Below are 25,955 nucleotides of genomic sequence, written 5' to 3' on the forward strand. Positions count from 1 at the left end.
TCGGCTGCCATGCCCACCCGAGCTTCCGTGAAGCGGTTCCTGCGTCGCCAGGCCATGCGGGCCGCCTACCGCACCGACCTGCACCGCCCGCTCGACCCGGACCTCGCCGTCTACGGGGCGTACTGGAACCGGGGCGTCGCCTGCAACCCCGCCGCGATCCACGCCAAGGCCCGCGAACTGGTCCCGCACATCCGGGGCGTGTGGGTCGTCTCCTCCCGGCACCGCGACCGGATGCCGGCCGGCGTGCCGTACGTCATCGAGGGCTCGCGCCCCTACTGGCGGGCCATGGCCACCGCCACCTACCTGGTCAACAACTCCAGTTTTCCCGGCGGCTTCACCAAGCGGCCCGGTCAGCGCTATCTCCAGACCCACCACGGGACCCCGCTCAAGACCATGGGGCTGGACCAGCGTGCGTACCCCGCCCTCGCCCGGAAGACCGACTTCGCCAAGATCCTCGCCCATGTCGGCCAGTGGGACTTCAGCCTCTCCGCCAACCCGCACAGCACCGAGGTCTGGGACCGCGTCTATCCGGGCCGGTACGAACGGCTCGACCTCGGCTACCCCCGCAACGACGTCCACGCCACCGCCACCGCCGAGGAGATCGCGAGGATCCGAGCCGAACTGGGCATCGCCGAGGGGCAGACCGCCCTTCTCTACGCCCCGACCCACCGCGACTACCGCGACGGCTTCGTGCCCGATCTCGACGCGGAGTGGGTGGCGCGCGAACTGGGGTCGCAGTACGTGGTGTTGGTGCGGGCCCACTACTTCTACGGACGGTCCGTCGGGGTCGGCGCGACGGGGGCGGCGCGGGTCGTCGACGTCACCGGGCATCCCCGGGTCGAGGAACTGTGCCTGGCCGCAGACGCGTTGATCGCCGACTACTCCTCCCTGATCTTCGACTACGCCTGCCTGGACCGCCCGATCGTCGTCCACGCCCCCGACTGGGCCACCTACCGGGCCACGCGCGGGACGTACTTCGACCTGCTCTCCGGCCGGCCCGGCGACACCCCCGGCCCCGTCACCGCCACCCCGGCCGAGCTGGCCGAGGTGTTCCGGACGGGGGCGTGGCGGTCACCTGAGGCGGCCGTCCTGCGCACCGCGTTCCGGGAGCGGTTCTGCCCGTACGACGACGGGCGCGCGGCGGAACGCGTCGTGCGGCGGTTCTTCGCCCCGGCCCTGTGACGCGGGGCCCGCCCCGACCGGGCCTGCTCGTCCCCGCCACCCGAATGGCTCAAGGTGTTCCACCCGTGCCGGTTCCTCCGCGCCGCGCGGTCGTTGTGCCCAACAGCCCGCTCGCCCCGCCATGTTGGGAGTCGTCCATGCACCGGTCCGCCTACGAGCAGATGGAACTCTGCATCAAGGAGTACCTGCCCGTCGAAGGGCCTGCCAAAGGGCCTGTCGAAGGGCCTGTCGAAGGGCCTGTCGAAGGAGCTGCCGGAAGGGCTGCTGGAGGCGCGTCCCGTACCGGCGTCTACCGCGTCGTCGACCTCGGGTCGCGCGTCTCCGGCAAGCAGACCCGTACCCACCGGGCTCTCCTCGCCGACCACCCCATCGACTACTTCGGGGTCGACGTGCAGGACGGCCCCAACGTCGACGCGGTGATGAAGAAGCCGTACCGCATCCCCGCCCGCTCCAACAGTGCCGATGTCGTGCTGTCCGGGCAGGCGTTCGAGCACATCCCGTTCTTCTGGGCGTCGATGCTGGAGATCGCCCGGATCCTGAAGCCGGGCGGACACGCGTTCATCACCGCCCCCTCGCGCGGCCACGTCCACGACGCACAGGACTGCTGGCGCTACTACCCCGACGGGTTCCGCGCGCTCGCCGCCCACTCACGGCTCGAACTGCGCGAGGCCTACACCGACTTCCCGCCGCGCAAGGGCATCTGGCACGACTACCGGGCCATCGACAAGAAGGCCGCCTACTGGGGCGACTCCGTCGGCGTCTTCCGCAAGCCGGCCCGCTACCCGCGCCTCACCATGTTCGCCGTACGGGAGCTGGCGGTGTGGTGGGCGAACAGGGTCGGCGGCGTGGACGGCGTGCCGCTGCCCCGGCCGCTGGACGGCCGTGAGGCGTGCGGACGCCCCGGGACCGTGCCCGCGCAGGAGCCCTCGCTCGAACAGGACCCGCCCCGATCAATGGCAGGTTGACGAAAGATGACATGCGGCACAAACCGCGCGTACTGTCCCGGGGCATGGCTTGGCGCAACGCCGTCAACGGCGTCCTTCAGCAGCTCACCGGTTACCAGCTCAGGCGCGTCACGGTGCCCGCCGCCCGTACCGCTCCCGCGCCGGATCCCACCGCCGCACCCGCCCCCGTAACGGCTCCGGAACCCAAGGCGAAGAAGCCCGCGCCCGGGTTCCCGGCCGACTACGACGACGAGGCGAAGGACATCATCCGCGCGGTCAAGCCGTACTCGATGACCTCGCCCGAGCGGCTCAACGCCTTCATCCTCGCCACCCGCCACATCGCCCGGCACGACATCCCCGGTGACATCGTCGAGTGCGGGGTCTGGCGGGGCGGTTCCATGCAGGCCTGCGCCCGGACCCTGCTCTCCGTCGGGGAGACCGAGCGCGACCTGTACCTCTTCGACACGTACGAGGGCATGACCCCGCCCACCGCCGAGGATCTGCGGCGCGACGGGCGGCCCGCCCAGGAGCTGCTGGACGCCCAGGGCAAGGACCGGCCGATCTGGGCGGTCGCCTCGCTGGAGGACGTCAAGGCGGGCTTCGACACCGTCCCGTACCCGAAGGAGCGCGTCCACTACGTCCAGGGCCGGGTCGAGGACACCGTCCCCGCGCAGGCCCCCGAGCAGATCTCCATCCTGCGCCTGGACACCGACTGGTACGCCTCCACCAAGCACGAACTGGAGCATCTGTACTCCCGGTTGGTCCCTGGCGGGGTGCTCCTCATCGACGACTACGGCTACTGGCAGGGATCGCGGCAGGCGGTCGACGAGTTCCTCGACAAGACCGGTGAGCGGCTGCTGCTGCTGCGGATGGACGAGGGCCGGATCGCCGTGAAGCCCTGACGCGAGCCCTTCACGGCAGCGCCGAGCACCGAGCCCCGTGCCCTTCCGGTACGGGGCTCGAACGTGCTCCCGGTACGCCCCCGGGGTGCGCGACTCCGCCCTCCGGGTCACCCGAACGGGCCCCCTCGGGTGACCCGTCCTTCCGGCGCGGGTTGTACCCCATGGCCACCGACGGGCCCCACGCCCCGAAGCCCAAGCCCCCGTAGCCCCAAGCCTCAAGCTCCCCAAGCCCCAAGCCTCAAGCCCCCGAAGCTCATTGCCCCTGATGTCGTCCGCCCGGAAGGATCGTGCGCCGCGATGGCACCCCGTCTCACCGTCGTCGTCCCCCTCTACAACGTCGAGGAGTACCTCGGTGCCTGCCTGTCCTCGCTCGCCGAGCAGACCATGCCGGACCTGGAGGTCGTCCTCGTCGACGACGGCTCCACGGACAACGGCCCCGCCCTCGCCCAGGAGTTCGTGGACCGAGCCCCGCGCTTCCGGCTGATCCGGCAGGAGAACGCCGGGCTCGGCGCGGCCCGCAACGCCGGGATCCGCGAGGCCGATCCCGGCGCGGAGTTCCTGGCGTTCGTCGACAGTGACGACGTCGTACCGCCCGGTGCGTACGCCCGCATGCTGGCCGAACTCGACGCCTCAGGCTCCGACTTCGCCACCGGCAACGTGCTCCGGCTGCGGGCCGGCGGGGATCTGGAACAGTCCCCGATGTTCCGCAAGCCGATGGAGAAAGCCCGGCGGGCCACTCACGTCACCCGGGACTGGGCCCTGCTGGGCGACCGCATCGCCTGCAACAAGGTCTTCCGGCGCACCTTCTGGGACGAGCACGCCTTCGCCTTCCCCACCGGGGTGCTGTACGAGGACATCGCCGTCGTCCTGCCCGCCCACTTCCTGGCCCGCTCGGTCGACGTCGTCGAGGAGCCCGTCTACCACTGGCGCGACCGCGACGGCTCGATCACCACCCGGCGGGCCGTGCCCCGGGGCATCCGCGACCGGGTCACCGCCGTCACCACCGTCAGCCGCTTCCTCGCCGCCCGGCCCGACCTGGCCGGGGCCAAGCGCCGCTACGACGCCCACGCGCTCTCCGGGGACCTGTGGCTGTTCATCGAGGCGCTCCAGGACGGCGACGCGGAGTTCCACGAAGCCTTCCTGGAGCACGCGGGCGCGTTCGCCGCCACCGTCGACTCCGACGTCCTCGCCTCACTGCCCCTGCACCTGCGGGTCAAGTGGCAGCTCATCCGCGAACGCCGGCTGCCCGAACTCCTCGCCCTCCTCGCCGACGAGAAGAAGGACCGGGACACCTTCCACGTCACCGGAGTGCTCCGCCCCCGAGCCCACCACCCCGCCGTCCGCGCCCCCCTGCCGCCGGCCACGACCGCACTGACCTCCACCGACCTGCCCGTCCACGCCCACCTCACCGAGGCCGTCTGGCGGGACGGGCTGCTGCACCTGACCGGCCACGCCTACGTACGGAACGCCCCGGGCGGCCCGGTCCGGCTCGGCTGGCTGCGCTCCGGGAAGCGGCTGATCCCCCTGCGGACCCGCCCGGTCCCGGGCGACGAGGCCACCGCCCGCTCCGGCCGCTCCCTGCACCGCTACGACCGCGCCGGGTTCACCGCCGTCGTCGATCCGCGCAGACTCGCCGGGAAGGTGAGCGGCGGGCGTACGACGTGGAAGCTGGAGGCCGTCGTCGTCGGCGCCGGCCGGCCGCGCCGGGGCCCCATGCGGCTCGTCTCCACCCCGGCCCCGCCCGCCGTGACGTACACCGACGAGCGGACCCGTATCGTCCCCGTCCTCTCCGGCAACAAGCTGGAGCTGCGCGCAGAACGCGTCGCGGCCGTCCTGACCGGGCAGTCGGCGGTCGAGGACGCCGTGCGCCTGGAGGTGAAGATCCTCGGCGACGCCGGGCCGGTCGCCCTCCGGCTCACCGAGTGGCGCACCAAGGAGACGCGGGAGTTCGCCCTGCGCGGCTCGCTCGGCTCCCGGGCGGCGGACATCCCGCTCAGCGCCTTCCGGGGGCAGGACGACAGCTGGGGCGTCCAACTCGTCGGTGAGGGCAAGCCGTTGACCGTGGCGGCCCGGACCGACGGCCAGGACGGGCGCTACCCACTGCCCGGCGGCCGTGAGCTGTACGCGGCCCCCAACCCCTCGGGCGACCTCGTGCTCACCGACCGGCCCGTCCAGCCCGTCGTCACCTCCGCCGCCCGGGAGGAGCCGGGCGCCCTCGTCCTCGACGGGACCTTCCCCGAGCCCACGGGCGCCTTCCGGGAACTCGTCCTGCGCCACAGCGGCCACGGCGAGGAGGTGGTCCTCGGCCTGGAACGGGGGGACGGCGACGGCTTCCGCGCCGTGATCACACCCGCCGCCGTCGAGGGACCCGGCGGGAGGCTGCCGCTCGCCGAAGGGCGCTGGTACCTCTTCCTGCGCGAGCCGGGGGAGCGGGACCCGGAGGCCTACCGACCGCTTCGCTCGAACTCCCCCCTGTACTCCGCCCTGCCCATGCAACTGAACGCTGACCGCCGTGACTTCACCCTCCAACGGCGCCACCAGGACCGGCTCGTCCTGGAGTCGGCCTCCGCCCTCCCCGTCGGTGAGCGGGGGCCGCACGGGCAGCGGCTCCAGCGCGAGCGGTACGCCGGACTGCGCACGGCCACGGCCGACGAACTGCGCCCCGCAGTCCTCTACTCCAGCTTCGACGGCCGCCAGTACTCCGACTCGCCCCGCGCCGTCCACCGCGAACTCGCGGCCCGGGGGCGGGACATCGAGCACCTGTCGGTGGTGCGCGACCAGCAGGCGGCCGTGCCCGAAGGGGTCCGCCCCATCGCCCTGCACAGCGCCGACTGGTACGAGGCGCTGGCCCGCAGCCGGTGGATCGTCACCAACACCCACCTGCCCGAGTGGTTCGAGCGGGCCGAGGGCCAGACCGTCGTCCAGACCTGGCACGGCACCCCGCTCAAACGCATCGGCCGTGACCTCGCGGGCACCCCGCACGCCGACGCCGCGTACATGGCGTCCATGGAACACCGGTCCGCCCAGTGGAGCGTGCTCGTCTCCCCGAACAGCTTCTCCACCCCCGTGATGCGCCGCGCCTTCGGCTACTCCGGCGAGGTCCTGGAGTGCGGTTACCCGCGCAACGACCTGCTGTACGCCCCCGACCGGGACAAGGTCGCCGCCGCCGTACGCGAACGGCTCGCGCTCCCCGAGGGGCGTCGCGTGATCCTGTACGCCCCCACCTGGCGCGAGGACCGCAAACGGCAGGGCGGGCGCCACGGGTTCGACCTCCAACTCGACCTGGAGCACGCCCGGAAGAGCCTCGGCGAGGACCACGTCCTGCTGGTGCGCCGCCACTACCTCGTCGGTGGCAGCGTCCCCGACACCGACTTCGTCCGGGACGTCTCCCGCCACCCGGACGTCGCCGAACTGCTGCTGGTCAGCGATGTCCTGGTCACCGACTACTCCTCGATCATGTTCGACTTCGCGCAGACCGGCCGCCCGATGCTCTTCCACACCCACGACCTGGCCCACTACCGCGACACCCTGCGCGGCTTCTGCTTCGACTTCGAGCAGCGCGCCCCCGGGCCCCTGATCCCCGACTCCGCCGGGATCGTGGCGGCCCTGCGCGACCCGGAAGCCGCGACCGCCGGGCACCGGGGGGCGTACGAGCGGTTCCGGGAGGCGTTCTGCGACCTCGACGACGGGACCGCCGCCGCCGGGGTCGTCGACCGGATGCTCAAGGGGGAGCAGGCATGAGCGACTTCAGCTGTGTGATCACCGGGGGCGGGGACAACGAGGGCCCCGGAGGCGCCGACGCCCTGCGTGCCTCCGTCGAGTCCGTGCTCGGCCAGTCGCTGCGCGGGGCCGAGGCCGTCGTGGTCCTCGCCTCCACCGCCGCCCCGGCCGTCCGGACCGCCGCCCGGGTCCTGGCCGACCGGGCCCCCGGGCGGGTCCGCCTCCTCCACGCCGACCCGGCCGTCCGCACCACCGGAGCCCTGCGCAACGCGGGCCTGGACGCGGCGGCCGGCCGGTACGTCCTGGTCCTCGCCGCCGGCGAACGCCTCCAGCTCCACGCCTGCCGCAACCTCTGGCAGGCGGGCGAGACCAGCCGCGCGGACCTGATCGCCGGCCGCTGGAGCCGGGTCGCGGACGAGAGCGGCAAGGAGCGGGAGCCGTCCTGGCAGGGCGGGCTGTACGCCCGCTCCCGCACCCTCACCCGTTTCACCGATGCCCCCGAACTCGTCGTCAGGGACGCCCTGGTGACCGGATTCTGCCTGCGCCGCGAGGCCGCCAGGCGGCACGGGCTGCGGTACGAGGAGGACCTGACGCACGGCGAGATCCTCTTCGGCCCGCTCGCCGCCGCGGCGGTCGGCCGGATCGCCCTCGTCCGCCGGCTGATCGTGACCAACCGGGCCGTCCCCGACCGGGCCCGCGACCTCGCCGCCCTGGTCGAGGCGCACCGCCGCGTCGCCAACACCCTCCTCGCGCGCGGCCTGTCCGAGCTGCGCGAGGAACGGGAGAAGGCGTTCGCCCGCGACCACCTCGTGCCGCTCGCCCGGTCCTTCCCCCACCTGCCCGCCGCCCGTCGCGACCGCGTCGCCGCGGCCGCCTCCCGTGCGCTGACCGGCTCCTTCCGGGACGGCCTGGCGGACCTGCCGCCGCTGGAACAGGTCGCCGTGCGCCTGCTGGCCCGGGGCGACGCCGAAGGGGTCCTCACCGCGGCGTACGCGCTGAGCAGGCCCGCCACCGTGTGCGCGCCGCTGACCACGGGCGCGGACGGCCGGGCGATCTGGGGCGGCGGCCCGGAAGGGCCGGGCGTCGACGTCACCGAACTCGGCCACCAGTACCGCACGTTCGGCGACGCGCGCCTGATGAACCGGCTCACCCGCGTCGCCGCCGACCGGGGCCGCCTGCTGCTGGAAGGCCGCCTCGTGCTGCCCGGCCACGGCGGCCCGGCCCCCGACGCCCCTCTCACCGCTACCCTGGAGTTCCGGGCCCGGGGCGGGGCGCGCGCCGTCGCGTTCCCGGTCGAGGAGATCCGGCACGACGGCAACGGGATCAGCTGGCGCGCGCGGGCCGACGTCGCGCGCCGCCTGCGCCCCGTCGGCGCCCGCGACACGGCGTGGGACGCGCGGCTGACCGTGACCGCGGGGGGCCCCGACGGGCCCCGTTCCGTCAGCGATCTGTTCGCCCCGCAGGACCAGGTGGAAGGGTCCCTCCGGTTCCCCGCCTGGCCCCGGCTCGGACCGCTCGCCGCGGACACCTGGGAGCCCTACATCACGCTCAAGGACCACTTCGCGCTCCGGCTGACCGCCCGCCGCCGCCCCGCCCGCACCACCCACCGCCTGGTCCGCTACGCCACCCGCTTCCGGCCCGCCCGCAAGGCGAAGCTCCTCGTCCGGTCCCTGCGGGTGCGCCGGGACCGCTACCGCTCCCGGGGCTTCAAGGTCCCCGTCTACAACACCTGGCTCACCCGGCTCCCCGTGCGCCGGGGCTCCGTCGTCCTCGAAAGCCACATGGGCACCTGCTACGGCGACAGCCCGCGCGCCCTCTACGAGGAGATCCGCCGCCAGGGCCTGAAGCTCCGTGCCACCTGGTCCTACGACCCCTCACCGGCCGGCTTCCCGGACGACGCCCGCCTCGTACGCCGCTGGTCCTGGCGCTACCTGTGGGCGCTGGCCCGCGCCGAGTACTGGGTCGACAACCAGGGCTTCCCGCAGCAGCTGCGCAAGCCCCGGCACACCACGTACCTCCAGACCTGGCACGGCTCCGCGTACAAGCGGATGGGCTTCGACGAGCGGCGCGTGCGCCTCCAGAACGCCCCCCAGCGCGTGCGGCTCCAGCAGGCCGTGGACCGCTTCGACCACTTCCTCGTCCGCTCCGAGCACGACGTGAACACCCTCGCCCGCGCCTACCGGCTGCCCGAGGAACGGCTCCTGCGCACCGGCTACCCGCGCAACGACGCCCTGATCGCGGAGCGCGACCGGGCCGAGACCGAGGGACGGCTGCCGCGCCCGCCGCTGGCCGGGGCGCTCGGGCTGGACGACCACAGGAAGACCGTGCTGTACGCCCCCACGTTCCGGGGCGGGCCGGGAAAGCAGCGCAGGGCCCGGCTCCTGCTGGACGTACGGGAGTTCGCGGAGCGGTTCGGTGACACCCACACGCTGCTCGTACGCGCCCACTACCTGGAGTCCGCCCGGCTGCCGCTCTGTCCGCCCGGCACCGTTGTCGACGTATCGCGCCACCACGACGTCCAGGAGATCCTGGCCCTCACCGATGTGCTGGTCACCGACTACTCCTCCATCATGTTCGACTTCGTCCTCCTCGACCGGCCCGTCGTGCTGTTCGCCCCCGACCTGGAGGCCTACGCGGCCGAGCGCGGCAGCTACTTCGACCTGCGGGAGAAGGCCCCCGGGCCGGTCACCGAGACGCAGGAGGAGCTGTTCGCGACCCTCACGGAACTGAAGAAGTCCGACACCCGGTACGCCGGCCGACGCCGGGACTTCACACGGCAGTTCGGGACCTACGACCGGGGCGACGCCGCCCGCAGGACGGTTGCCGCCGTCTTCGCCCCCGGATCCTCCCGGGGCGCCCGCCACACCATCGACCACGACCGGGGGGCCGGCCGATGAGCCGCGACGTCTTCATCGTCTCCAACAGCACCGACGAACTCGGCGGCGTCACCGGCTGGATGCACCAGACCGCCCGCCTCCTCGCCGGCCAGGGCCACCGCGTCCACACCATTGGCATCCACGCCTCCGACCTCAAGATGGCGCTGCCCGCGGAGCCCGACCACCCCGTCACCGCCCTCTACCCCGCCCACCCCCCGACCCCCTGGACGCCCCACGGCATCCGCGACCGCTTCCGCCTCCCCACCCGGCGCAAGGAGGCGGCCCGGGCCGCCTCCAAGAAGCGGGCGGTCGCCCGGCTCTCGGAGATCTTCGCGACCGCCCGCCCCGGCGCGGTCGTCATCGTCACCCAGGTCTGGGCGATGGAATGGGTCTCAGAGGCCGACACCACCGGGGTGCGGGTCATCGGGATGAGCCACGAGTCGTACGGCTACTCCCGCGCGAGCCACCGCTACCGCTGGATCAAGAACCACTACAAGGACCTCGACCACTGGCTCGTCCTCACCGAGGAGGACGCCGACCAGTGGGCCGGGGACGGCATGAACAACGTCGGCTTCCTGCCCAACGCCCTCTCCCGCCTCCCCGCCGTGCCCTCCCCGCGCACCGCGCGGACCGTCGCCAGCATCGGCCGGCTCAGCGACCAGAAGGGCATCGACCTGCTCCTGGACACCTGGGCCCTGGTCGCCCCCGCCCGCCCCGACTGGCGGCTGCGCGTCTACGGGGCCGGCGAGGACGAGGCCGCGCTGAAGGAACAGTGCACGAGCCTCGGCCTCGACGGCCGTGTGGAGTGGATGGGCCGCACCGACGACGTGGAGCGGGCCCTCGCCGAGGCGTCCGTCTTCGTCCAGTCCTCCCGGGGCGAGGGCTTCCCGCTGGCCCTGCTGGAGGCGATGGCGAGCGGTGTGCCCTGCGCCGCGTTCGACTGCGCGCCCGGGGTACGGGAGATCGTCCGCGACGGCGAGGACGGTCTCCTGGCCCCCGCCGGGGACGTCGCCGCCCTCGCCGACCGGCTGCTGCGGCTCACCGGCAACCCCCGGCTGCGCGACGCGATGGGCGCGCGGGCCCGGTCCGGCGTCCAGCGGTTCTCCGAGCCGGAGACCCTGCGCCGCTGGGAGGAGCTGTTCGCGTTTCTGGAACGCTGAAGACGCGCGGGGTACGTGCGCAAGCACGCGTTTGGGTGTGGCGGGGCCGGGTCAGCCCCTGATGTTCGCCCCGGCCCCGTCCTGCGCCGGAAGGGCCGCGGGCGTCCGGCGCGCGGCGGACGGCACCGGCAGCGGCAGCCCGTCCGTCTCCCCGAGGAAGACCCGCCGCACCACCCGCTCGGCGGCGTACCCGTCGTCGTAGGGACAGAACCGGGCCCGGAACGCGGCCCGCAGCTGCGCCGAGCGGGAACCCCGCCAGTGGTCCGTGGCGAAGATGTCGAACAGCTCGTCCTGGCCCCGGGCCACGATGCCGGGCGGGAACGTCGTGATGTCGAAGTACGTGCCCCGGGCCGCCTCGAACGCCTCGATGTCGGGCAGGTGCAGCACCACTGGGCGGTCCAGGTTGACGTAGTCGAACATCAGCGACGCGTAGTCCGTGATCAGCGCGTCCGACGCGAGCGCCAGCGTCTCCACGGACCGGTGCCCGTGGACGTCGATGATCCGGGGATGCGGCGCCCGGTGGCCGCCGGGGCCCGAGGGGTGCGGCGCCCGGGCCAGGACCACGAACTGCGGGCCCAGGACCCGGACCAGCCGCTCCAGGTCCAGGGCGGGCCGCTGGACCCGCCGGTAGTCGCGGTGCGCCGGGGCGTACAGCAGCGCCGTGCTGCCCGCCGGGATCCCCAGCGTCTCGCGCAGCCGCGCCACCTCGGCCGGGCCGGTGCGGTGGTACACGTCATTGCGCGGCGAGCCGTACTCCAGCGTCGTGTACGCGGACGGATAGGCCCTCTCCCGTACGAGGGTGGAGTGCGGGTTCGCCGAGAGGGAGAAGTCCCAGGTGTCCACGGAGCGCAGCAGCCGCTCGAAGTCGGTGCCCCGGGCGGCGGCGGGCCGGTCCAGCAGATCGGTGCCCACGGTCCGCAGCGGCGTGCCCTCGTGCGTCTGGAGCAGGACCTGGCCCCGGCGCTTGACCAGCATCCGGTCGAAGAGGGAGTCGTTCACCAGGTACGCGGAGCGGGCCAGCGCCGTCCCGTGGGCGAAGGTGCCGGGCGCGAGGCGCCGGGTGCCGGTCGGCACGGTGTGGGCGTCGCCGGGCCGGCAGATCCAGGCCGTCCGCACCCCCGGGACCAGCTCGCGGACCTTCGCCTCGATCGCCGCCGGGCTGCCCGTGTACCCGCCGCCCCGGGTGGTGAACACCGCGTCCCGGGAGCGCAGCGGCAGCCGCGACTGGATCCGGTAGTGCGCCCGCAGCGCCGCGCCCCGCACCGCCCTGCGTCCGGCGGCCGCCCCCCGGCGCAGCCGGCCGCCCAGGTGCTGGGCCCCCGACAGCGCTTGATAGGTGCGCCGCGCGCCGAGCCGCAACAGGCCGTGCCGCAGCAGTGCGCGGCGGGGGACCGGGGCGCCGGGGGTGCGGTAGCGGCGGCAGGACGCGGCAGCCCGGCGGAAGAACGCGGCGCGGCGGTGGGGCGGCAGCCGGTCCCGGGAGGCGAACAGCGCCGAGAAGTGGTCCAGCATCCGGCGGAACATCACCGGCCGCCACAGGGCGAGTTCGGGGCGCGAGTCGATGAACGCGAACACCCGGTCGTACTGGTCGAAGACGTCGAAGTGCTTCTCGCTGGTGGTGGAGAGGATGTTGCCGCGCCGTCGCTGCCGGTAGGAGACGCAGACCGCGTCCAGCACCGCGATCGACCCGGCCGACATCAGCACCGGGTAGGTCCAGGGGGTGTCCTCGTAGTAGCCGGGCGGGAAGGCGAACCCCTCGGCCTCGATGAACGCGCGGCGGTACGCCTTGTTCCAGACGACCATGAGGAGCCGCAGCAGCTCGGGGCGGTCGGTCAGCCGGAAGCGGTCGGGCCCGCCCTCGTCGAGATGGGCGGCCAGGACGTTGCGCACGCTGCGGCCCGTCCAGTACGTGCGGGCGTAGTCGTACATCAGGACGTCGGGCTCGCCGGTCGCGTCGATCCGGTCGGCGATGGTCTGGAGCGCGTCCGGCAGCAGGGTGTCGTCACCGTCGAGGAAGATCAGGTAGTCGCCGCCCGCCCGGCCCATCCCGGCGTTGCGGGCCGGTCCCAGGCCGGTGTTGCGGGGGAGGTGCAGTGCGGTGACACGGGGGTCCCGGCGGGCGTACTCGTCGGCGATCGGCCCACAGGCATCGGGGGAGCAGTCGTCGACCACGATGACCTCGTAGTCCTTGAAGGACTGGGCCAGCACCGAATCCAGACACGCGTGCAGATACGCCTGGACCCGGAACGCGGGCACGATGACGGAGAACCGGGGCACTACACATCCATGGGTCGATCGTTCGCGGGAACCAGGCAGACCGCAAACGTCGGATGGAATGACAGGGTTACGCCGGACGCGGCAATCGGGGGACGGAGACGGCGAAGCGGCCCGGTTCCGGGGAACCGAGCCGCTTCGGGTTGACGTACAGCCGTACGCCTTCGAGGGCGTACGGCCTTGTGGCGAGGGCTACTTGACCGAGCCCGCCATCACTCCGGTCACGAACTGTCGCTGGAAGGCGAAGAACACCACCAGCGGGATCACCATCGACACGAACGCGCCGGGCGCCAGTACGTCGATGTTGTTGCCGAACTGACGTACCTGCTGCTGGAGCGCCACGGTGATCGGCGGCGACCCGGAGTCGGCGAAGATCAGCGCGACCAGCATGTCGTTCCACACCCACAGGAACTGGAAGATCCCGAGCGAGGCGATCGCCGGACCGCCCAGCGGCATCACGACCCGGGTGAACAGCCGGATCTCGCCCGCACCGTCGAGCCGGGCGGCCTCCAGCAGCTCGCGGGGGATCTCCGCGAAGAAGTTCCGCAGCAGGAAGATCGCGAACGGCAGGCCGAACGCCGTGTGGAACAGCACCACCCCCAGGGTCGTCTCGAAGATCCCGATGGTGCCGAACAGCTCGGAGACCGGGATCAGCGCGACCTGCACCGGCACCACCAGCAACCCGACGACCAGCAGGAACCACCAGTCGCGGCCGGGGAACTCCATCCACGCGAAGGCGTATCCGGCCAGCGAGCCGATCACCACCACCAGCACCGTGGAGGGCACGGTGATCATGATGGTGCTGACGAGCGAGCCGGTGATCGTCGAATTGTCCAGCAGCCGCTGGTAGTTGTCGAAGGTCAGCTCCGACGGGGCGGTGAAGACCTTCCACCAGCCGGTCGCCGCGATGTCCTGCGGCCCGCGCAGCGAGGACAGCAGCAGGCCGATCGTGGGCATCAGCCAGAACAGGGCGACCAGGATCAGGAAGACCCGCATCACCCCGCCGCCGGCGCGGGCGGCGATCCGGGCGCCGAGGGACTGCTTGGCCTTGGGCGCTTCGGGGGCGCTCGCCTGCCGGGAGACAGCCTTCTGGCGGCCGATACGCGCGGTGTTCACTTCCGGTGCGTTGCTCATCGCCGTCCCTCCTTCCGGATCCGGCGGATATTCACGAGCATCACCGGGATCACCAGCAGCAGCAGGAGTACCGCGATCGCGCTCCCGATCCCCAGGTCCGCGTCCGTGCCGAACGAGGACCTGTACAGCTGGAGCGCCAGCACGTTCGCGTCGTCCTGCGCGGAGCCCGGCGCGATGATGAACACCAGGTCGAAGACCTTGAGCACGTTGATCATCAGCGTCACCAGGACCACCGCCAGTACCGGCGCCAGCATCGGCACCGTGATCCGGCGGAACACCTGCCACTCGTTGGCGCCGTCCACCCGGGCCGCCTCCAGCAGCTCACGTGGCAGACCGGCCAGGCCCGCCGCGATCAGCACCATCGCGAACCCGGCCCACATCCATACGTAACTGCCGATGATCCCGGGCGTCACAAGGGACGGTCCGAGCCAGTCGACGCCGTTGTACGGCTCGCGGAAGTTGTCTGCGGGCAGGCGGAGTTGGGCCCCGTCCGCCGATGCGGGCAGGGTGAACACGCCGTCCGCTCCGGCCGTGGCGGTGGCGACGACCTTCCCGTCCTTCACCGCCTCGACCTTCAGGCCCTTCAGGCCCAGCTCCTTCGGGTCGACGACATTCGGCTTCCCGCCGCCGCCCCGGGTGAAGTCCAGCCAGGCGGTCCCGGCGATCTTGTCTCCGGAAGCCGCGGGGGCGCCCTCCGCCGGCCGTGCGTCGCCCGGCATCCTCGCCGGGGCCACGCCGATCAGCGGCACCCGCAGCGGCTGTCCCGCCCGGATCGGCTCCTTGGACAGATACGCCCCGCCGTCACCCTTCTCCAACGGGTGCACGGGCAGCGGGCGCGCCTTCGGGAAGACGGAGGACTGGTTGAACGTGTCGTGCACGCCCATTGCCACCGCGTTGGCCACACCCCGCTCGGGAGCCTGGTCGTACACCAGCCGGAAGATGATGCCGGCCGCCAGCATCGAGATCGCCATCGGCATGAAGACGATCAGCTTGAACGCGGTGCCCCAGCGGATCCGCTCGGTCAGCACCGCGAAGATCAGCCCGAGCGCGGTGGCGACCGTCGGGGCGAAGACCACCCAGATCGCGTTGTTCTTCACCGCCGTGACGATGGTGGCGTCGGTGAACAGCGCCTTGTAGTTGTCGAACCCGGCGAAGCCCGTACCGGCCTGGTCCAAGAAGGACCGGTAGACCGAGTACCCGATCGGATAGAGCACCAGCGCGCCGAGCAGTACCAGCGCGGGCAGCAGGAACGCCGCCGCGATGACCCTGCGGGTGCCGGTCACGCTCCGGCGGGGCCTCTTCGGATCCGGGGGCGGGGACGGACGGGGATGCGTGTCGTCGGCGGGGGGCGCCGCTCCGGCGCCCCCCGCGGTCGCTGTCGTCACGGCGTCAGCTCTTGTACGCCTTGACCGCTTCGGACTCCAGCTGTTTCTGGGTCCCCGCGATGTCCTTCGGGTTCTTCAGGAAGTCCTGGAGGATCTTCCACTCGCCCTTCCCGGGCGTCCCGCCGAACGACTGCGGTGCCTGGTCGGACATGTCGAACCGGACGTCGTCACCGGCGTCGATCAGCGCCTGGGCCATCGTGCGCTGCACGTCGTTCGGGTAGGCCTTCAGGTCCAGGCCCTTGTTCGGTGAGATGAACCCGCCCGCCTCGGCCCAGATCTTCGCCGCGTCGGCGGAGGCCAGCCAGGTCAGCAGCGCCTGCGCGCCCTTGGTGTCCTTCAGCGCCACCGCCGCGTCGCCGCCGGTCACCACGGGGGAGTCCGCGCCGACCGCCGGGAACGGGAAGACCTTGGCGTCCGTGCCGATCTTCGCCTCGGTCTGCGCGATGTTGACCGAGACGAAGTCGCCCTCGAAGACCATCGCGCCCTTGGGCTGGTCGCCCCCGGTGAAGGTCTGGGTGACCGAGGCCGGGAACTCCGTCTGGAGCGCCCCGTCCGCGCCGCCCGCGATCAGCTCCGGCTTCCCGAACAGCTCGGCCAGGGTGGTCAGCGCGTCCTTGACGGACGGGTCGGTCCACGGGATCTCGTGCTTCGCCAGCTGGTCGTACTTCTCCGGCCCCGCCTGGGAGAGGTAGACGTTCTCGAACCAGTCCGTCAGGGTCCAGCCGTCCGCGCCGCCCACCGAGACCGGCGTGACGCCGGAGGCGGAAATGGTCTCCGCGGTCGTCAGGAAGTCCTTCCAGGTCTTCGGCTCGCTCGTCCCCGCGTTGTCGAACGCGGCGGCGTTGTACCAGATCAGGGACTTGTTGGCGGCCTTGAAGTACACGCCGTACTGGGTGCCGTCCACCGCGCCGAGGTCCTGCCAGACCTTCGCGTAGTTCTTTTCGAGCTGAGCCTTCGCCTCGGGTCCGACCGGCTTGGCCCACTTCTTCGCCGCCGCCTGCTGGACCGCACCGACCTGCGGGATCATCGCCACGTCCGGCGGCTGCTTGCCCGCGATCTTGGTGCCCAGGAAGTTGATGATGGGGTCCTGCGCCGGGACGAAGGTCACGCTCGCGCCCGTACGCGTCTCGAACTCTTCCAGCACCTTGGTGAAGTTCGCCTGCTCGGGTCCGGTCCAGACCGCGGCGACCGAGATGTTCTCCCCGTCCAGCTTCGGCAGGTTCACCGTGGACGCGCTGTCCGTGCCCGTGCCGGAGCCGTCGTCCGTCTTCTTCTTGCCGTCACCGTCGCCTCCGCAGCCGGTGAGCGCCAGAGCGCCGACCGCCGCGAACACGACTGCGGCCCTGCGTATCGAGAAGGTTGTGCGCATTCCTGCCCCGTCTCTTCTGTACGCGTCCGGCCACGTCCACATGCCCGGACCACGTCGTCCGTGCGCACAGTCCTACGCCGGGCGACCGGGCCCCGCAATACCGCCGGAGGCCCCAACAGGCCGATCGTGATCGGCTCGTGACGTCATGTCAGGGCATGTCGGAAGCCTGCCGGGGCAGGCGGGGGGGACGTCGAGACGTGGCCGGGCCGGCGGAGGCGGGGCGGGCCGCGAGAGTGGCCGTGCCGGTGGTCGCGTCAGGCGGGAACGGCAGCCGCTCCGCGTTCACCGGACGGGCCGCGCGCTCCGTCGCGTCAGGCCGGGAACGGGACCAGCGCCGGCAGCCGCTCCGCGTTCACCGAACGGGCCGCGCGCTCCAACGCGCTGGCCAGCAGAGCCAGGTCGGTCGGCCCGTTGCCCAGCTCCCGGACCGGGCGCCGGGTCGGCGGATCGCCCATCCGCTCCCACTCCAGCGGGACGACGGTGGGCCGCAGCGTCGCCGTACGCGGGATACGACCGGTGACCCGGCCCCCCTGGAACGGCGTCACCCGGCCGTCCGGATGCCCCAGCCTGCCCCGGCCGGGGGCCGGCTCGTCCGGGGACGGCGGCAGCACCGGGGCGTCCAGCACGATGCGCAGCCGGGCGCCACGGGCCAGCTCGGTGTCCTCGGTGCGGTCCGGGCGCGCGGAGGTGGCGACCAGGTGCACCCCGAGCCGCCCGCCGTCCCGGGCCACGGCCTCCAGCGCCCGCACCACCGAACCGGCGGCCGGCCTGCCGGGACTGCCGAGCGACGGGGCGACCAGCGCGTCGAAGTCGTCGGCGAGGACGACGAGACGGGGCAGCGGCGACGGGCCGGGGTCCCCGGGCCGCGCGGTGGTGCGCAACCGCAGGGTGCCGCTGGCCGGGGAGTCCAGATCGCCCCGCCGCTCGGCGCCGCTCGGCGGACGCTGGCCCACGATGCGCGGCGGGCCCTCCTGCTGGGCGTGCCGCTCGTGCCAGGCGGCGAAGTCCAGGTCGCCGAGCAGCTCGGCGCGCCGCTTCAGCTCGCCGCCCAGGGCCTGCGCGAACTCCCGCATCCGGACCGGGTCGCACGCCACGAGGTGGGTGAACACATGCGGCAGTTCCGTACAGGGGAGCAGCCCTTCGCAGCGCTCATCCCGCTCGCTACCGGAGCCGTCGACGAGCAGGATGCCGAGCCGGTCGGGCCGGGCGGCGGAGGCCAGCGAGGCGGCGACGGCCCGGAGCAGCTCGGTGCGGCCGCTGCCCGGTGGCCCCTCGATCAGCAGATGCGGCCCCTCGTCGGCGAGATCGACGCTGAGGGGCCCCCGGGGGCCCGCCCCGAGCACGAGGATTGGCCGGCCGGTGTGGGCGGCGGGCTGGGGCGCGCCCCCGTCGCCCCGTTCCTCCGAGCCCTGCCCCGGCCCGGAGCGTCGGCCGCCGAGAGAGGGCGTGCGCTCCGAGTCGCGGGCGTCGAGTGGTGGGTAGGGGGTGCGGCCGGAGTCGCGGGCGTCCAGCGGTGGGTACGGGGTGCGGTCAGGGTCGGGGGCGCCCGCGGCCGGGTACGGCGCCCGGCCGGCGTCGCGGTGGGGGGAGGAGGCGGCGGTGCGCTGCGGGCCGACGCGCGGGCCCGCGCTGAGGGTGCGCCCCGAGTTGGGGCTGTCCAGCTCCTGGCGGGGTGCCCGGGCCGCCGCACCCCGGGGCGCCGAGGCGCCGGGCTGGGCCTCCGCCGTGGACGCCCAGCGGGCCATCAGCGAGGCCGGCGTCGCCCGGGCCAGGCCCAGCTCGTCCAGCAGCCGGGCGGACGGCGGCAGCGCCGCGGTCGTCGGGCGGCCGGCCAGTGCGGCCGAGCCCTCCTCGCGCAGGGGCGCCAGGGCCCGCCCGAACCGCTCGGCCCAGGCCGCCGACACCGCGTCCACGGCGGCCACCGTCCCGTGCCCCGCGGCCTGCCCGCCCGCCGTGCGCAACAGGCGCAACGCCGTGGCGACGTCCCCGCTGAGCATCGCGACCGCCCCGCACTCCCGGAAGGCGATGGACGCCCGGCACGCGGCCTCGTACGTCGCGGACACCGGGGAGGTGGGGGAGGCGGCCGGGGTCTCGGCCAGGCAGATCAGATGGATCCCGGCCGCCGCACCCGCCCCGGCCAGCCGTGCCGTGGTCTCGCGCAGCACCGCCGTACCGGGGTCGCCGTCCAGGACGACCACCGTGTGCGGACCCGTGTGGGCGCGGGCGGCCTCGGCCACCGAGGCCCGGTCCAGATGCGGCCAGCCGGGACCGAGGGGGCCCTCGTCGAGGCGGCGCACCAGCTCGGCCGTACGGGCGGCCGCCTGCTCACGGTCGTACGCGAGGAGCAGCCGGCAGTCCTGCCCGTGCGTCGGGCGCAGATGCGGCAGCCACCCCAGCCAGGACCACTCGCGTCGCCGCTCCTCCAGCGGGCGGGAGCGGTCCGTGCTGATGAGGACGATCTCCAGGTCGAACGGGGAGTGCAACGCGGCGAGCTGCGCCACCGTCGCGCGGGCAAGACCCGCCAGCCGGGCCCGCGGACCGGCGAGCCCCAGCGAACCGGCCTCCCGCAGCCCCACGGTCACCGGCACGGCGGGCACCTCGGCCCGGTCGGTCGTGCCGAGCCGCACCACCAGCGCCTCCGGGTGCTCCGGATGGCGCTCCCAGAGCCGGGGGCCGGGGCCGAGCGCGGTCATCAGCACGGCCGCCGGATCCGGCCAGGTGCCCTCGGGGGCGGTGGGCAGCGCGGAGAAGGGGGAGCCGGGGGAGACCGGGGAGGCGAGGTGCCCGGCGCCCGACGGGCCGCCGGACGGATCGTGGGAGCCGCCCGGGAAGTCGTGGGGCCCGACCGCGGAGCCGTACGCGCCCGCTCCGGGTGCCGATGATCCGTACGTCGTCGGGCCGCCCGGGCCGTCGGGGGCGCGGGAGGCGCCGTACGTGTCGCGTCGGACGCCCGCTCCGGTCTCCGGGCCCGCCGCCTGCTCGCTCCTCGCGCCGCCCCCCTTGAGCCGCCGCGCCCATGCTCCTATGCCGCGCCGGGGGGCCGGGGCGTCGGCGGACTCCTCGCCACGGGCATGGGTGCCCTGCCCCGGGTACGCGCCCGGCCCGGCCTCGGCGTGCTCGGGCCAGGAGCCCTCTTCGAGGGAGGAGCCCGGGGCTCCGGAGCCGCCGTGGGGCCCTCCGGGCGCCGGTGGACCGGTGGGAGCGGAGGAACCGGAGGAACCGGGAAAAGGGGAGGCCGGTGCGCCGTAACCGTGTCCGTGGCCCGGGCCGCCGTGGTCGGGGGTGTGCGCGGAGAGCGGCGCGCCGGCGCCGTGGCCCGGGGCGGGAGAGTCCGTCTCGGCGCGGGCCACCCGCAGGTGCCCCTCGCCGTCCGGGGCGGTCGGCAGCGTCGCCGGACGGGAGCCCGCCGTGAGGCGGAGGGCGGACTCGCCGAGCCGCAGCAGCGCGCCGGGGGCGAGGCGGACCGGCCGTTCACGCACCTCGACGCCGTCCAGCGAGGTGCCGTTCGTCGAACCGAGGTCGGCGACCGAGACCCGGCCGTCGTCGGAGACCGTCACCGCGCAGTGCAGCCGGGAGACGTCCGGGTCGTCGAGCGGGACGTCCGCGTCGGCGGAGCGGCCGATCCGGATCTGCCCGCCGTGCAGCAGGTGGACGCCGCCCGCGTCAGGGCCCGCCACCACATGGAGCTGGGCCGGCACGGGGTCGTCCGTCGCCTCGTCGTCACCGGGGACCTGGAGCGAGAGGACCGCGCCGTCCACCAGAGGCGGTTCGCCCAGCGCGACGCGGTGGCCGTCGAGCCGATCCCGTCCGGCGAAGAACACGATCGCTCCGCCGCCCTGGGAGCTCTCGGGCCCCGCCACGGCGGAGGCCAGCTGGGAGGCGACGGCGGCCAGCGCCGTCCCGGCGGGTGCGGTGACGAGCACGTCGCAGGTGCGCGCCGGGGTCTGGCCGCTGCGCGGCGCGAGGACGGTCAGCCGGATCTGCATCGCCGTCAGCGGTCCCTTCTGCGCGGGGTGCCCGGCAGGGGAAACGCCCTGTGATTCCCCCCACCCGGCACGGACACGTCGTCCGTACAGGTCGTCACGCACCGCGAGACTCCGACCTCGCAGATCCGTGCTGGAGGCATCCTCGCACCTGCCACTGACAACACGCCCGGCGGTCACCTTTAAATGATCTTGAATGGTCGGCTGTGGGCGCAAAAGTGCCTGCTTGCGTCCGGATCCCGCCGCTCGGACGGGTTTCCCGGTAGCTGCCCGCCGGGTGCCGGACGGAAATCCGCTCCCGCGCCCGAACTCCTGACCGACCTGTGATCAGCCGTGCGGCAACCTTCCGCCCGGTCCGCGCGTCTTCCCCCGAAACGTGAGCCCCCGGTGCCCCGTTCGGCGGCACTACAGTGGGCCGGAACATTCGGCGGGCCCGGGGAGCGGACAAGACCCCTGGGGGACCGCAAGCACCACGATCAGCAGGGAGCGCATGACGTGCGGCCGGTAGGCAGCAAGTACCTGCTCGAGGAGCCGCTCGGACGCGGCGCCACGGGCACCGTCTGGCGAGCCCGCCAGCGGGAGACCGCGGGCGCCGAGGCAGCCGTCGCGGGTCAGCCGGGCGAGACCGTGGCCATCAAGGTCCTCAAGGAGGAGCTGGCCAACGACGCCGACGTCGTGATGCGGTTCCTGCGGGAGCGCTCCGTCCTGCTGCGGCTCACGCACCCCAACATCGTGCGCACCCGGGACCTCGTCGTCGAGGGCGATCTCCTCGCCCTGGTGATGGACCTGATCGACGGCCCCGACCTGCACCGCTACCTCCGCGAGAACGGCCCGCTCACCCCGGTCGCCGCTTCCCTGCTCACCGCGCAGATCGCGGACGCGCTGGCCGCCAGCCACGCCGACGGCGTCGTCCACCGTGACCTCAAGCCGGCCAACGTGCTGGTCGACGAGCGCGACGGCCAGATGCACCCGATGCTCACCGACTTCGGCATCGCGCGGCTGGCCGACTCCCCGGGCCTGACCCGGACCCACGAGTTCGTCGGCACACCCGCCTACGTGGCGCCGGAGTCCGCGGAAGGCCGCCCGCAGACCTCCGCCGTCGACATCTACGGCGCGGGCATCCTGCTGTACGAGCTGGTCACCGGCCGCCCGCCGTTCGCCGGGGGCACCGCCCTCGAAGTCCTGCACCGGCACCTCAGCGAGGAGCCCCGCCGCCCCTCCAACGTCCCGGCCCCGCTGTGGACGGTCATAGAGCGCTGCCTGAGCAAGGACCCCGACCGGCGGCCCAGCTCCGAGAACCTGGCCCGCGGTCTGCGTACGGTCGCCTCGGGCATCGGCGTCCACGCGAACTCCGCCCAGATCGCCGCCGCCGAAGGGGTGGGCGCCCTGCTCGCCCCCGACCCGGCGCCCACCGCCGTCCCGGAAACCCCGGGCGCGGCCGACCCCACGCAGGTGCTGCCGAGCAACGCGGGCTCCTACGACCCCGCCGCCGCCACGAACGTGCTCCCGCAGACCGGCCCCGGGGGCGGCCAGGGCGGGCCCGGCGGCCACGCCGACCCGACCGCCGTCCTGCCGCCCGTGCCGCAGCGCCCCGACGGGCCGCCGCAGCCGGACGGGCCGCACCCCTGGCAGTCGCAGCTCCAGGCGGCCCGTGACCGCAACGAGCAGACCCAGGTCCAGTACCTCGACCCGAGCCAGGACCCGCTGCGCCGCCGCCCCCAGCGCCAGCAGCCGCCGCAGCAGCCCCATCAGCAGCAGCCGCCCCAGCGCCGCCAGCCGCCTCCGCAGCACCAGCAGTACCCACCGCAACATCAGCAGCAGCCGCAGCGGTACCAGCAGCCGCAGCCGCCCCAGCGGCAGCAGTACGCACCCCCGCAGCCGCCCCCGCAGCCGCAGCAGCCCCAGCAGCCGGCCCCGCGACCGCCGCGCGAGCCGCGTCCGCCGAGGCAGCGCGGCGCCAACCCGATGCGCATCCCCGGACTCGGCTGCCTCAAGGGCTGCCTGTTCACCGTGGTGCTCCTGATCGTCGCCGGCTGGCTCATCTGGGAGCTGACCCCGCTCCAGGACTGGGTCGCCCAGGGCAAGGGCTACTGGGAGGCGATCGGCGACGCGATCGGCACGGTCACCGACTGGATCTCCAAGGTCGGCGACAGCACGGGCGGGGCCTGACCAGAAACCGCCGGGCGGCGCCCGACGCTTAACGGTCGGGCGAGGTCCTGGGTGCAACGGTCGGGCGCGGTCCGGTCCGTAACCGTCGGGCGCGGTCCGACCCGTGTCCGTCGGGCGCGGTCCGACACGTAACCCTGTCCCTTTGTCGACTTCTCCGGGTCTATTTGGCCCGGAGAAGTGAAGGTCGGTGCCATCCAGGGCGCGTGACACCCCGAACGCCGCGTAACTTTGTCGACCGGGGGTCCACCGCCAGCCGCTGAGGGAGCAGTCTTGGCACGGAATATCGGCAGCCGGTACACGGCCCACCAGATCCTGGGGCGCGGCAGCGCCGGCACGGTATGGCTCGGCGAAGGGCCCGAGGGCCCGGTCGCCATCAAGCTGCTCCGTGAGGACCTCGCGTCCGACCAGGAGCTCGTGGGCCGCTTCGTGCAGGAGCGCACAGCCCTGCTCGGACTCGTCCACCCGCACGTGGTCGCCGTCCGGGACCTCGTCGTGGACGGCAACGACCTGGCCCTGGTCATGACCCTCGTACGCGGCACCGACCTGCGCACCCGCCTCGACCGCGAACGCCGCCTCGCCCCCGAGGCCGCCGTCGCGATCATCGCGGACGTCGCCGACGGGCTCGCCGCCGCGCACAAGGCCCACGTGGTCCACCGTGACGTCAAGCCGGAGAACATCCTGCTCGACATGGAGGGCCCGCTCGGCCCCGGTGGCGCGCACCCGGCCCTGCTCACCGACTTCGGCGTCGCCAAGCTGATCGACACCCCGCGCCGCACCAAGGCCACGAAGATCATCGGTACGCCGGACTACCTGGCCCCCGAGATCGTCGAGGGCCTCCCGCCGCGCGCCGCCGTCGACATCTACGCCCTGGCGACCGTGCTCTACGAGCTGCTCGCCGGATTCACGCCCTTCGGCGGCGGCCACCCCGGCGCGGTCCTGCGCCGCCACGTCACCGAGACCGTCGTCCCGCTCCCCGGCATCCCCGAGGAGCTCTGGCAGCTCCTGGTCCAGTGCCTGGCCAAGGCCCCCGCCTCCCGGCTGCGCGCCTCGGAGCTCGCCGTACGGCTGCGCGACCTGCTGCCCCTGCTGGCGGGGATACCCCCGCTGGAGGTGGACGAGCCGGGCCCGGAGGAGAACGACCAGCAGCCCGCCGCCTACGACGAGCAGCAGTACACCCCGGCCGCCGAGGAGCCCCGCCGCCGCGGCGCGGTCCCGCTGGTGCCCGGCTCCGCTCCCGACTCCACCCGGGACACCCACACGAGCATGCGCGTCCCCGCCCCGGACGAGCTGGCGGGCGGCCCCCTCGGGACGGCCCGCGCCCCCCGCGCCCCGGGCCGGCCCCGGCCAGGCTCCGCCCGCAACAAGTCGGCGGCCGTCCGCAAACGCCGCATCACCCTCGGTGTCGCCGCCCTCGCCCTCTGTGCGGCCGTCGTGGTCGGCGGCCTGCTGGCCGGCGGCGACGGCGACGGGGGCCCGGCGCCCCAGGACAGCGAGAACTCCGCGCCGGCGACCCCATAAGGACACGTCGGAAGCCCGTGGCAGGGCCTCCGGAAACCCTCGCCCCGGTCCGGGACCGGCAACCGGTTTCCGGGCGAGGGCAAGCTTCATCCGCCCAGCCGTTACGCTGGACCCGTGGCAGTCGTCGATATTTCCGAAGAGCTGAAGTCCCTCTCCTCGACCATGGGGTCGATCGAGGCCGTCCTGGACCTGGATGCGCTGAGGGCGGACATCGCCGCGCTCGAGGAGCAGGCTGCGGCGCCGTCCCTGTGGGACGACCCGGAGGCGGCCCAGAAAATCACCAGCAAGCTTTCCCACCTCCAGGCCGAGGTCCGCAAGGCCGAGACCCTGCGCGGCCGCATCGACGATCTCGAAGTCCTCTTCGAGCTCGCCGCGGACGAGGGCGACGCCGATGCCCAGGCGGAGGCCGAGACCGAGCTGGAGTCGGTGAAGAAGGCGCTGGACGAGATGGAGGTCCGCACGCTCCTCTCCGGCGAGTACGACGCGCGCGAGGCCCTGGTGACCATCCGGGCCGAGGCCGGCGGCGTCGACGCCGCCGACTTCGCCGAGAAGCTCCAGCGCATGTACATCCGCTGGGCCGAGCGGCACAACTACAAGACCGAGGTCTACGAGACCGCGTACGCGGAAGAGGCCGGCATCAAGTCGACCACCTTCGCCGTCCAGGTCCCGTACGCCTACGGCACGCTCTCCGTCGAACAGGGCACCCACCGCCTGGTCCGCATCTCGCCCTTCGACAACCAGGGCCGCCGCCAGACGTCCTTCGCCGGCGTCGAGGTGCTCCCGGTCGTCGAGCAGACCGACCACATCGAGATCGACGAGTCCGAGCTGCGCGTGGACGTGTACCGCTCCTCGGGCCCCGGCGGACAGGGCGTCAACACCACGGACTCCGCGGTCCGTCTGACCCACCTGCCCACCGGCATCGTCGTCTCCTGCCAGAACGAGCGTTCGCAGATCCAGAACAAGGCGTCCGCGATGAACGTCCTCCAGGCGAAGCTCCTTGAGCGCCGCCGCCAGGAGGAGCAGGCGAAGATGAACGCGCTCAAGGGCGACGGCGGCAACTCCTGGGGCAACCAGATGCGTTCGTACGTCCTGCACCCGTACCAGATGGTCAAGGACCTGCGTACGGAGTTCGAGATGGGCAACCCCGAAGCGGTCTTCAACGGCGAGATCGACGGCTTCGTCGAGGCGGGCATCCGCTGGCGCAAGCAGAGCGAGAAGTAGCCTCGGAGGTACGGAGACTGGGCCCGGACAGGCGACTGTCCGGGCCTTCCTCCGTTGCGGAGGACCTGTGCCCGATGCGTCACAGTCCGGCTTCCGAATAGCCGTCAAGAACCCCCAT

The 25,955-nt window shown here is 73.4% G+C and carries 14 protein-coding genes; 9 read left to right on the plus strand and 5 right to left on the minus strand.

The features are described from left to right. Nucleotides 1-9 precede the first annotated feature (9 nt). From ACH4KB_RS30055 to ACH4KB_RS30080, 6 genes are all read left to right on the plus strand, one after another. Entirely contained in the window at nt 10-1,182 is a 1,173-nt protein-coding gene (locus ACH4KB_RS30055) for a CDP-glycerol glycerophosphotransferase family protein (RefSeq protein ID WP_398068992.1), read from the plus strand. Nucleotides 1,183-1,319: 137 nt separating this feature from the next. Then, the gene (locus ACH4KB_RS30060; RefSeq protein ID WP_398068993.1) at nt 1,320-2,147 is read left to right on the plus strand and encodes a methyltransferase domain-containing protein; all 828 of its coding nucleotides are present in this window, start codon (nt 1,320-1,322) and stop codon (nt 2,145-2,147) included. 11 nt (nt 2,148-2,158) lie between these two features. Then, nucleotides 2,159-3,028 carry a TylF/MycF/NovP-related O-methyltransferase gene (locus ACH4KB_RS30065; RefSeq protein ID WP_398068994.1) on the plus strand — a complete coding sequence of 290 codons (870 nt, stop codon included), beginning with the start codon at nt 2,159-2,161 and terminating at the stop codon, nt 3,026-3,028. 297 nt (nt 3,029-3,325) lie between these two features. Next, the gene (locus ACH4KB_RS30070) at nt 3,326-6,769 is read left to right on the plus strand and encodes a CDP-glycerol glycerophosphotransferase family protein (protein WP_398068995.1); all 3,444 of its coding nucleotides are present in this window, start codon (nt 3,326-3,328) and stop codon (nt 6,767-6,769) included. After that, entirely contained in the window at nt 6,766-9,645 is a 2,880-nt protein-coding gene (locus ACH4KB_RS30075; protein ID WP_398068996.1) for a CDP-glycerol glycerophosphotransferase family protein, read from the plus strand. Before ACH4KB_RS30070 ends, ACH4KB_RS30075 begins: the two co-directional genes overlap by 4 nt. Continuing rightward, on the plus strand, nt 9,642-10,784 hold the full coding sequence (locus ACH4KB_RS30080) for a glycosyltransferase (protein WP_398068997.1): 1,143 nt from the start codon (nt 9,642-9,644) through the stop codon (nt 10,782-10,784). The genes ACH4KB_RS30075 and ACH4KB_RS30080 overlap by 4 nt, the downstream gene beginning before the upstream one ends. 51 nt (nt 10,785-10,835) lie before the next feature. On the opposite strand, the gene ACH4KB_RS30085 is transcribed toward ACH4KB_RS30080, so the two are convergent. The 5 genes from ACH4KB_RS30085 to ACH4KB_RS30105 form a co-directional block, all read right to left on the minus strand. After that, a complete protein-coding gene (locus ACH4KB_RS30085) occupies nt 10,836-13,061 on the minus strand; it encodes a CDP-glycerol glycerophosphotransferase family protein (RefSeq protein ID WP_398068998.1) in 2,226 nt (741 codons plus the stop codon). A gap of 189 nt (nt 13,062-13,250) precedes the next feature. Beyond that, a complete protein-coding gene (locus ACH4KB_RS30090; RefSeq protein ID WP_398068999.1) occupies nt 13,251-14,192 on the minus strand; it encodes a carbohydrate ABC transporter permease in 942 nt (313 codons plus the stop codon). Continuing rightward, on the minus strand, nt 14,189-15,475 hold the full coding sequence (locus ACH4KB_RS30095; protein ID WP_398069000.1) for a carbohydrate ABC transporter permease: 1,287 nt from the start codon (nt 15,473-15,475) through the stop codon (nt 14,189-14,191). Before ACH4KB_RS30095 ends, ACH4KB_RS30090 begins: the two co-directional genes overlap by 4 nt. A gap of 106 nt (nt 15,476-15,581) precedes the next feature. Further along, complete coding sequence (locus ACH4KB_RS30100; RefSeq protein WP_398069001.1) at nt 15,582-16,946, minus strand: ABC transporter substrate-binding protein; 1,365 nt, start codon at nt 16,944-16,946, stop codon at nt 15,582-15,584. Between the two features lie 311 nt (nt 16,947-17,257). Next, nucleotides 17,258-20,932, minus strand: coding sequence for an FHA domain-containing protein (locus ACH4KB_RS30105; RefSeq protein WP_398069002.1), 3,675 nt, complete (start codon nt 20,930-20,932; stop codon nt 17,258-17,260). A gap of 492 nt (nt 20,933-21,424) precedes the next feature. On the opposite strand from ACH4KB_RS30105, the gene ACH4KB_RS30110 reads away from it, so the two are divergent. From ACH4KB_RS30110 to prfB, 3 genes are all read left to right on the plus strand, one after another. Then, nucleotides 21,425-23,098 carry a serine/threonine-protein kinase gene (locus tag ACH4KB_RS30110; RefSeq protein ID WP_398069003.1) on the plus strand — a complete coding sequence of 558 codons (1,674 nt, stop codon included), beginning with the start codon at nt 21,425-21,427 and terminating at the stop codon, nt 23,096-23,098. 270 nt (nt 23,099-23,368) lie between these two features. Next, nucleotides 23,369-24,616, plus strand: coding sequence for a serine/threonine-protein kinase (locus ACH4KB_RS30115; protein ID WP_398069004.1), 1,248 nt, complete (start codon nt 23,369-23,371; stop codon nt 24,614-24,616). Between the two features lie 114 nt (nt 24,617-24,730). Then, nucleotides 24,731-25,837, plus strand: a complete 1,107-nt coding sequence (prfB, locus tag ACH4KB_RS30120; protein ID WP_007448315.1) for a peptide chain release factor 2 — start codon at nt 24,731-24,733, stop codon at nt 25,835-25,837. Nucleotides 25,838-25,955 lie beyond the last annotated feature (118 nt).

Source organism: Streptomyces sp. NPDC017520 (assembly GCF_044329855.1).
In the GTDB taxonomy this organism is placed as follows: Bacteria; Actinomycetota; Actinomycetes; order Streptomycetales; family Streptomycetaceae; genus Streptomyces.